The organism is Polyangium sorediatum (genome assembly GCF_029946465.1).
GTDB lineage: Bacteria > Myxococcota_A > Polyangia > Polyangiales > Polyangiaceae > Polyangium > Polyangium fumosum.
On sequence record NZ_JARZHI010000101.1, the window covers coordinates 20,512 to 30,096 of the forward strand.

The following is a 9,585-nucleotide window of genomic DNA, read 5'->3' on the forward strand; positions in this document are numbered from 1 at the left end:
ACGCATCGAGCGGCCAGCCGCGCCGTGGTGCGGGTGCTACTTTGTGCTCGGGGGGATGGAGGGCCGCGCGCCGCGCCTCGACGCGACCGCTTCCGTCCATCGCTAGCAAGGTGGGATCGATGCGGCTGCTCGTCGTCGACAACTACGACTCGTTCACTTACAACCTCGTTCAATACCTGGAGATGCTGGGCGCGAAGTGCGTCGTGCGGCTGAACGACGCGATCGACGTGGACGGCGCGCGCGCCCTCGACCCGGACGGCATCCTGATCTCGCCCGGGCCCTGCTCGCCGAACGAAGCAGGCGTGAGCCTGAAGATCATCGAGGCCCTCGGCGGCGAACGCCCGCTGCTCGGGGTTTGCCTCGGTCATCAGGCCATCGCGCAGGTCTTCGGCGGACACGTGGTGCGCGCGGGGCGCGTGATGCACGGCAAGACGTCGCCGATCGAGCACGACGAGCGCACGATCTTCGCGGGCCTGCCGCGGCCCTTCGTGGCCACGCGGTACCACTCGCTCATCGTGGAGCCGAGCTCGCTTCCGAACGAGCTCGCGGTCTCGGCCTGGACGAACGAAGGCGAGATCATGGGCCTGCGCCACGCGCGGCTCCCGATCGAAGGCGTGCAGTTCCACCCCGAGTCGATCCTGACGACGCGCGGGATGGATCTCCTGCGCAACTGGCTCGATCTCGTGAAGGAGCACGCCCGCGCTCGGACGGGAGGTGCGCTGGCAGGAGCGCACCTGTGAGCGCCGCGGTCGCCTGCTTCGCTCACGTCTTCGAGCAGCTCGCGCAGGAAGAACGATCCCTGCCGCGCGCGCTCGTGCGCGGGGCGTTCGACGCGATCCTCGCGGGCGCGTGGACACCCGTGCAAGTGGCCGGCTTCGTGGTCGCGCTGCGCCTGCGCGGCGAGGACGCCTCCACGATCGCGGCGGCCGTCGAGGCCATGCGCGCGGTGATGGTGCGCGTCGATCACGGGCTCCCCGCGGTCCTCGACACGTGCGGAACCGGAGGCGACGGGCTCGGCACGTTGAACGTGTCGACGGCGGCCGCGATCGTGGTCGCTGCGGCCGGCGCGCCCGTCGCCAAGCACGGAAACCGCAGCGTTTCGAGCCGATCGGGCAGCGCCGACGTGCTCGAAGCGCTCGGAGTGCCGATCGACGTACCGCCCGAGCGTCAGGCCGAGGTGCTGCGCGAGGCGCAGATCGCGTTCCTGTTCGCGCCTGCGCACCACCCGGCGATGCGGTACGGAGCGCCGGTGCGTCGCGAGCTCGCGATCCGCACGATCTTCAACGCGCTCGGCCCTCTGTCGAACCCGGCGAGCACGACGCATCAGCTCCTCGGCACGTACGATCACGCGCTCCGACCGGTCTTCGCCGCGACGCTGGCGGAGCTTGGGCTCAGGCGCGCGTGGGTCGTGCGCGGCGAAGACGGGCTCGACGAGGTGAGCCCGTTCGGTCCGACGCGCGTCACGGAGCTCGCGCGTGGATCGCTGCGCGAGAGGGTCGTGCGGCCCGAGAGCTTCGGCCTGCCGGTCTCGCCGCCAGGCGCGATCCAGGGCGGATCGGCCGCCGAAAACGCGGAGGCGATCCTCACCGTGCTGCGCGGCGAGCCGCACCCGGCGCGGTGCGCGATCCTCCTGAACGCGGCTGCGGCGCTCGTGATCTTCCGCGAGACGGACGACCCGCGCGACTGGCCGGATCTCGCGGCAGAAGCGGCCGCGGCGATCGACAGCGGCGCAGCGATGGGCACGCTCGACGCCCTCCGCGACGCCGCGCTTCATGCGCGGGAGACGGGAGCGTCGTGAGGGACGAACAGGGGGGAAGGCGCGTCCTCGACACGATCCTCGCGTCGAAGCGGGCCGAGATCGTGGCGCTGCTCGCGGCGCCGCCGCCACGCGTGACCCGCGCGCCGGCAGGGGGCGTCTTCGAGGCGCTCCGCCGGCCCGAGGGCGGGGCGCTACGGCTCCTCGCCGAGGTGAAGCTACGTTCGCCGTCGGCAGGCGCGCTTTCGTCGGTGTTGCGGCCGGCCGAACGAGCGCGTCGTTATGCGGAGGCGGGCGCGACGATGATCAGCGTGCTCGTCGACGGGCCCTTTTTCGGCGGCTCGTACGACGATCTCGCGGCGTGCCGCGACGCGCTCGACGTGGCCTTCGGCGCGGCGCGGCCGAAGCTCCTCTGCAAGGAGTTCATCCTGAACCCGATCCAGCTCGCCATGGCCGCGGCGCACGGCGCGGATGCGGCGCTGCTCATCGCGCGCATCACCTCGGCGGAGGATCTCGCGCGGCTCGCAGATGCGGCGCGCAGTCTCGGGCTCGAGCCGTTCGTCGAGGTCGCGACCGAGGAGGAGCTCGCCTCGGCCGAGCGCGCCCGCGCACGTGTCCTCGGCGTCAACGCGCGTGATCTCGACACGCTCGTCATGGATCCCGCGCGCGCCGAGCGCGTGCTCGGCCGCGTCGATCCCACCGCTGCGCGGGTCCACCTCTCCGGGCTCGCCTCGCCGTCCGACGTCGCGCGCATCGCGCAGGGCCCGGCCGACGCAGCGCTCGTGGGCGAGGCGCTCATGCGGCAGGACGACCCGGGCCCGCTGCTCGCCGCGATGGTCGCGCGGGCCGGGCTGCGCTGAGGGGCGACGTCGCGCCGGGGCTTCACCCCGGACCCGACCAGGGGCTGTCCGCCCCTGGACCCGGACCAGCGCAAGCGCTGGACGCGGGGTCGATGAACTGCGCGGTGCGCAGTTCATCGAACAGCCAGGTCAAGACCGGCGACGATCCTGACGGCTCGACGGGCAACGCCCCGTCGCCAGCGAGACACGTACCTCCGTGGTCTTGCCATGGGCCCGCTGGAAGAACTGCGCATCGCGCAGTTCTTCCAACCTCGGTCCAGGCCGTGCCTGGTCCGGGGTGAAGGGGGCGGACAGCCCCCTTCTGGGGCGCGGGGCAAAGCCCCGTGTGCGCGCGCCCGTTCACGCGCCGAGGTGCTGCTTCAATTGCGCCGTGAGCGCATCGAGATCGGCCTGCACGTCCGCGGCGGGCACGCCGTTCGTCCGCACGAACCGCGCGAGATCCACGAACGACGGATCGTCGAGCAACGACGCGACCGCGGGCAACGTGTACCCCCGCTCCCGACCGAGCCGCACCATGAACGCGCGGATCTCCGCGCGGAAATCCACGCCCGAGAGCGCCCTGTACAGGATCGCGGCCGCGAGGTGCGCGGCGCTCTCTTCCCTGCGCGCGGCGACCTCCAAAAGCTCCGACACCCGCAGGTGCACGATCGCCCGCGGCACCACGTTGTCGAGCCGGGCGAGCGGCGCGAGGGCGCGCATCTCCAACGCAACCGCCTTCCCGAGATCCCCTGCGTCCTTGTGGTACCCCGCGAGCGCAGCCAGCGTCCCTGCGTGACCGAGGGCGTCGTTCTGCGCGTCGAACGCGCCGAGCAGCGCGTCGAGCCCGCCCTTCTCCTCCACGGCCCCCGCGACCGGCCCGACGATGGATGCGTCGTTCGCTGCGCGCACAGCCTCGCCGAACATCGTGGCGAGCGCAGACAGCGCGCCTGCGCCGAGGAAATACGACGTCGCCGTGATCCCGGCCTCCACGCCCGCTTCCTTCGTCCCGCCGGGGACCTTGCCCTCGACGGCCGCGACGAACGCCGCCCCGTACCGCTCGCCGAACGCGACCCACACCTGGGCCTCGTCCTGCCCCGCGCGCTCTTCGGGCCGCGCCTCCATCCACGCCGCCACCGCGCTCGCTGCCGCCTCCGTCGCCGTGAAGCCCATCGCTGCGCCGCCTTCGAGCAGCGGCGCGCGCGTCACGAGCCGCGCCTCCACGAGCTCGCCGACGAGCGGCAAAAGGTCCGGACGCTCGGGCTCCCCTGCGTCCCGGAGAGCCGCGATGCGCCGCTTCACCTCGTCGGGCATCGCGGGCATCTCGGGCCGCGACGCGGGCGGCATCCGCTCGAACGCGTCCAGCATGCGGCCGATCTGCCGGAACCTCTCGTCCTCCACCGACTCGCGCGCGAACACCTTCTCGACGAGCGTCTCGGGCACGGGCGGCTCCGCGCGCGTGAGGATCCAGAGCAAGCGTCTCGCGTCGGGGGAGAGGCGAGCCACCACGGTCTCGACGGCCGAATCGGACATGCCGCGCAGGGTACCGGCGGGCGGGATCAGGGAGAAGAGGGCTCGGCGGGCTTGGGGAGGATCCAGAAGGGCGCGAGGTTGATTTCGAGGTCGAAGGGCGGCAGGCGTGGGGTCTCGTCCTCCCCTGCGGCCGTGACGAGTATGAGGTGCTCGCGCTCGGTCCGGAACACCTCGACGAGGTGGATCTCCGGATCGATCAACCAGACCCAACCCACGCCGGATCGCGCGTAGTGCGGCAGCTTGATCTTTCGATCGTCGCGCGCGGTCGACGGCGAGAGGACCTCGCAGCACCAATCGGGGAGCAGCGTGATGGGGTACTCGTCAGGCGGCTCGGGGCAACGTTCCACGCGCCATCCGGCGAGGTCGGGGTTGAAGAGCCGATCCCCGAAGCGAACCGCGGGCTCCAGCTCGATCCACCAGCCTGTGCCGCCGGAGGCTTTGTCTGCATCGCCGAGCGCGCGATAGCACTGCCCCACCGCGCGCCGATGCGGCGCCTTCGGCCGAGACATCGTGCGGATCTCGCCCGGCTCCAGGATCTCTCCGCTCAGGTACTCCGGCAGCCGATCGATCTCGGCGAGCAGCTCCTCGAACGTAGGAACCTTCCGCGCGGGGTCGCCCATGCTGCGAACGTAGCATGAACCGACCCCGCGCCGCCCTCCGCCCCTACCGCTTCAAGAGCGTCGCGAACGGGTTGTTCGTGAACTTCGCCTGCGGCTGCGGTTTGCCCTGGGGGCCGCCCTTGCCCTGCTGCGGCCCGCCGCGCCCTTGCTGCGGCCCTTGCCCGCCGCGCCCTTGCTGCGGCCCTTGCGCCTGCTGCCCCGGCTGCGGGCGTTCGCCCTTCCGCGCCGTCAGCGAGATGCGCTTGCGCACCATGTCCACCTCGAGCACGCGCACCTTGAGCTTGTCGCCGACCTTCACGACCTCGCTCGGATCCTTCACGAACCTGTCCGCGAGCTGCGACACGTGCACGAGCCCGTCCTGGTGCACGCCCACGTCCACGAACGCGCCGAACGCGGTCACGTTCGTGACCACCCCTTCGAGCTCCATCCCCGGCTTCAAGTCCTCCATCGTCCGCACGTCGTCGCGGAACTTCGGCGGCTCGAAGCTCGCGCGCGGATCACGCCCCGGCTTCTTCAGCTCCACCAGGATGTCGTTCATCGTGTACTCGCCGACGTCGCCGCCGATGTACTTCTTTGGATCCACACGACCGATGAGCTTCGTGTCGCCCACGAGCGACGCGACGGGCACGCCGAGGTCCTCGGCGATCTTCTCGACGAGCGCGTAACGCTCCGGGTGCACCGCGCTCGCGTCGAGCGGGTGCTCGCTCCCGCGGATGCGCAAGAAGCCCGCGCACTGCTCGAACGTCTTCGGCCCGAGCCCCGCCACGTCGAGCAGCTTCTTGCGGCTCGAGAACGCGCCGTGTTGATCCCGGTGCGACACGATCTTCTTCGCGAGCGAGGGCCCGATGCCCGCCACGCGCGAGAGCAGCGGCGCGCTCGCCGTGTTGAGCTCCACGCCGACCATGTTCACGCAGCTCTCCACGACCTCGTCGAGCTTCCGCGCGAGCAGCGACTGGTACACGTCGTGCTGGTACTGCCCCACGCCGATGCTCTTCGGATCGACCTTCACGAGCTCGGCGAGCGGATCCTGCAGCCGCCGCGCGATGCTGATCGCGCCGCGCACCGTCAGATCGAGGTCCGGGAACTCCTCGCGCGCCACGTCGCTCGCCGAGTACACGCTCGCGCCCGCCTCGCTCACCGGCACGCAGAAGATCTCCTTCAGCCCCTCGGCCGCGAGCACATCCCGGACGAACTGCTCCGTCTCGCGCCCGTGCGTCCCGTTGCCTACCGCCACCGCGCTCACGCCGTACTTCCGGCAGAGATCGCGGATCGTCCGCTTCCCGCGCTCTTCCGCCTCGGCGCCTTGCACGAGGTAGATCGTCTCGTTCGCGAGCAACTTGCCCGTGTCGTCCACGACCGCGCACTTGCAGCCCGTGCGTTGCCCCGGGTCGATCCCGAGCACCGCGTGTGTCCCGAAGGGCGCCGCGAGCAAGAGCTCCCGCAGGTTCTGCGCGAACACCTCGACGGCCGCGCGGTCCGAGAGCTGCTTCAGCTCGACGCGCACGTCGATTTGCACGCTCGGCGCGAGCAGCCGCTTGTACGCGTCGCTCGTCGCTTTGCCGAGCTCGCCCGCCCAGGGCGAGCCGCCGTCGAGGCCGGCCATCTTGCCGATCGGCGCGAAGAGCCTCTCCCCATCGAGATCCACCGACGCGCGGAGAATTCCTTCCGCCTCGCCGCGTCGGATCGCCAGGTAGCGGTGCGACGGCATCCCCGCGACCGGGCCTTCGAACGTCGCGTACGTGTCGAACTTCGTCGCCTTGCCCTCGTGCTCCTCGTTTTTCTTCACGCGGATCACGCCGTCTTGCATGTACCCCTCGCGCACGAGCTTGCGGACGTCGGCGTTCTCGGCGATCCGCTCGGCGCAGATGTCGCGCGCGCCTGCGAGCGCGGCCGCGACGTCGGGCACCTCCTTGGCCGCGTCGACGAAGGCCTTGGCCTCCTCGTCGGGGCTGCCGTCCTTCGCCTGCGACCAGATCCGGTCGGCGAGCGGCTCGAGCCCGCGCTCCTTGGCGATGATCGCCCGCGTCCTGCGCTTCGGCTTGAACGGCAGGTAGAGATCCTCGAGCTCGGCCTTCGTCGTGCAACCGACGATCTTCTTCTTCAGCTCGTCGGTGAGCTTGCCTTGCTTGCCGATCTCGTCGAGCACCTGCCTTCGCCGCTCGTCGAGCTCCACGAGGTACGTACGACGCTCCTCGATGGCGCGGATCTGCACCTCGTCGAGCCCGCCCGTCGCCTCCTTGCGGTAGCGCGCGATGAACGGCACCGTCGCGCCCTCGGCGAGCAGCTTGACCACGGCCGAGACCCCGGACCTCGGGAGCGTGAGCTCCTCCGAAAGGGTGGGGACAGGGTCGAAAGCGGGCAGCGTGAACGTGGGCGAGGACACCGTGGTGGGGTCGGTCGTGGCGGTCATGGGACGGGTGCCTTTAGGCACGGGCTGGACGGTTGTCCAGGAGGAAAAGCCGCGACGGCGAAGGCTGGCGGGCACCTGTGCGTCCGCGATGTTCGTCGCGATTCTCCGAGACATGCCCTGGGCACGCGGGCCACGGGGCGTCAGGACGGGGGTGGGCGAGATGTTACCTCGCCGACTCCGATCTCGAAGGGCCAGCACTCCGATCACGGGCTCGCCGACTCCGATCTCGAAGGGCCCGCACTCCGATCACGGGCTCGTCGACTCCGATCTCGAAGGGCCCGCACTCCGATCACGGGCTCGCCGACTCCGATCTCGAAGGGCCAGCACTCCGATCACGGGCTCGCCGACTCCGATCTCGAAGGGCCCGCACTCCGATCACAGGCTCGCCGACTCCGATCTCGAAGGGCCAGCACTCCGATCACGGACTCGCCGACTCCGATCTCGAAGGGGCTGCACTCCGATCACGGGCTCGCCGACTCCGATCTCGAAGGGGGTGGACTTCGATCTCGGGCAGCCTGGGAACACGGACCGCGCACCTTTCAAACGATGCTCAGGGCGCGAGCGCGACCACGAACGTCTCGAAGTAACCCGACGCCTCGGTCGGCCCCTGCCCGAAGTCCACGACGCCGATCGCCGACCCCGCGACGTACACGCGCCCCTGCCCGTCCACCGCGACCCGCTGCCCCGATTGCAGCGACATGTCGCCGAAGCGCCGCACGAAGACCGGATTCCGCTCCGCGTCGAGCGCCGCCACGAACACGTCCCCTTGGTACTCGTCCTCGTGCGACGCGACGCTCGCCTCGCCGAACGACATGCGCCCGATCATCTCCCCCGTGAGGACCACGCCCCCGCCGGCCGTCACCGCGATTCCTTGCCCACGATCGAAGCCTTCGCCCCCGTAGAGGACGCTCCGCCGGTGATTCGAGGCCGCGTCGAGCTCCAGCAGATATGTATTGGAATCGGATTCGTTCTCCACGGGCAAGACTCCCCCGCCGAAATCGACGTTGCCATCGGCCTCCCCCGTCAAAACGAGCCCTCCGTCGGCCATGAACGCGACGCCTTTCACCCGAGGGCCGAACGTCCCGACGCCCACCCTCCGGGCCCATCTGGCTTTTCCATCCAAATCGTACGTCGCCACGAACCCATCATACCCGGCCATCACGAGTTCCATGTCGAGGCCCACGTCGAGCGCAGACGAGGAAGAATTCCCCACCACGGCAATGGCATTGCCCTGCACCGCGATGTCTTCCACGTTCACGAGTCCGTCACCGCCCCGGAGGATCTGCACCCACGAGGGCGTGCCCTTCGCATCGAGCCGGATCACGAATGCGCCGACGGAGTACTCCTGCGGATTCCCGATGCCGAGATCCGTCGCGCCGAGCAACCTCCCCGCGACGATCGCGCCGCCGTCCGGCATCGCGGCGATCGCCGTCGCCTGCTGCGATCCCCCGCCGCCGAACGCCTGCGCCCAGACCACCTTCCCCGCCGGATCGAGCTTCGCCACGAAGGCGTCGTCGCCCCCGTCGTACGGGAGCGTGGTGCCGTCGAGCTCAAACGAAAAGTTGAACGACCCCGCGAGGAACGCCGAGCCGTCCGGCAAGACGGCGACGTCGTTCGACATCTCCGCGAATGCGTCACCAAACGAGCGGCTGTAGACGTGCTGGCCTTCCCCGTCGTACCGCGCGACATACGCTTGATAGTTGTTCCCCGGGGCCGGCAACATGCCCCCACCGAGATTCACCTCCCCGTAATGGCGCCCCGTCACGATCACGCCACCCGATTCGACCCCGGCGAGCCCCACCGGCTCGATGTTGCTCCCGCGCCCGAACCGGTGCGCCCATAACGTGGTCCCGGACGGGGTCTCCGCGACCTCGCTGCCACAACCCACGAAAAACGCCGAAAGTCCCACGAGCCCGAGCAAACGAAGGATGGTCACGCGTCACCTCATTTCACGAAAAGGATAAGCCCTTCCGCGACGCTAGCAGATCCGGTATGCCCGGGTCACGCGGCCCGCGTTGAAAGACTGCGAAAGGTGCCACCCGCGGTGGATGTCGCGTTGCCAAGCTTGTGCCAATCCGCGCCACAGACCTAGCCATTCGACGGGCAAGAGGGGCCCGTTCTGCGGATCGCGCCGCATATCATTCGTGGCACGACGGTTGCCTGCCCTTCCCGCTATGCGAGACGTTCTACGGCGGATGGCTTCTCTCTGGGGCGCGAGCCTCATTCTCGTAGCGGGATGTATTCCCGTCGAAGTCGTGGACGGGGGCAACGACCCCCCTGCAAGCGACGGCGTCGGAGGTATGGGTGAAGGGGGCGCAGGCGGCACGGGCGCAGGCGGCACGGGCGCGGGCGGCACGGGCGCGGGCGGCACGGGCGCAGGCGGCACGGGCGCGGGCGGCACGGGCGCGGGCGGTGGGGGCAGTTGTCCGG

At 70.2% G+C, this 9,585-nt stretch carries 7 protein-coding genes; 3 read left to right on the forward strand and 4 right to left on the reverse strand.

The window, feature by feature from the left end; genetic code table 11:
* Window positions 1-119 precede the first annotated feature (119 nt).
* From QHF89_RS46185 to QHF89_RS46195, 3 genes are read left to right on the forward strand one after another with little or no spacing between them, the layout of a single operon-like run.
* Entirely contained in the window at window positions 120-740 is a 621-nt protein-coding gene (locus QHF89_RS46185; RefSeq protein ID WP_136971894.1) for an anthranilate synthase component II, read from the forward strand.
* Window positions 737-1,798 (forward strand): anthranilate phosphoribosyltransferase, encoded by a 1,062-nt coding sequence (gene trpD / locus QHF89_RS46190; RefSeq protein ID WP_136971893.1) that lies wholly within the window; start codon window positions 737-739, stop codon window positions 1,796-1,798. The genes QHF89_RS46185 and trpD overlap by 4 nt, the downstream gene beginning before the upstream one ends.
* Window positions 1,795-2,616 carry an indole-3-glycerol phosphate synthase TrpC gene (locus QHF89_RS46195; protein ID WP_284721838.1) on the forward strand — a complete coding sequence of 274 codons (822 nt, stop codon included), beginning with the start codon at window positions 1,795-1,797 and terminating at the stop codon, window positions 2,614-2,616. The genes trpD and QHF89_RS46195 overlap by 4 nt, the downstream gene beginning before the upstream one ends.
* A gap of 339 nt (window positions 2,617-2,955) precedes the next feature.
* On the opposite strand, the gene QHF89_RS46200 is transcribed toward QHF89_RS46195, so the two are convergent.
* The 4 genes from QHF89_RS46200 to QHF89_RS46215 form a co-directional block, all read right to left on the reverse strand.
* Window positions 2,956-4,125, reverse strand: a complete 1,170-nt coding sequence (locus QHF89_RS46200) for a hypothetical protein (protein ID WP_284721839.1) — start codon at window positions 4,123-4,125, stop codon at window positions 2,956-2,958.
* Between the two features lie 26 nt (window positions 4,126-4,151).
* Window positions 4,152-4,745 (reverse strand): Uma2 family endonuclease, encoded by a 594-nt coding sequence (locus QHF89_RS46205; RefSeq protein WP_136971891.1) that lies wholly within the window; start codon window positions 4,743-4,745, stop codon window positions 4,152-4,154.
* 43 nt (window positions 4,746-4,788) lie between these two features.
* A complete protein-coding gene (locus QHF89_RS46210) occupies window positions 4,789-7,155 on the reverse strand; it encodes a Tex family protein (RefSeq protein WP_136971890.1) in 2,367 nt (788 codons plus the stop codon).
* Between the two features lie 550 nt (window positions 7,156-7,705).
* Window positions 7,706-9,091, reverse strand: a complete 1,386-nt coding sequence (locus QHF89_RS46215; protein ID WP_136971889.1) for a hypothetical protein — start codon at window positions 9,089-9,091, stop codon at window positions 7,706-7,708.
* Window positions 9,092-9,585 lie beyond the last annotated feature (494 nt).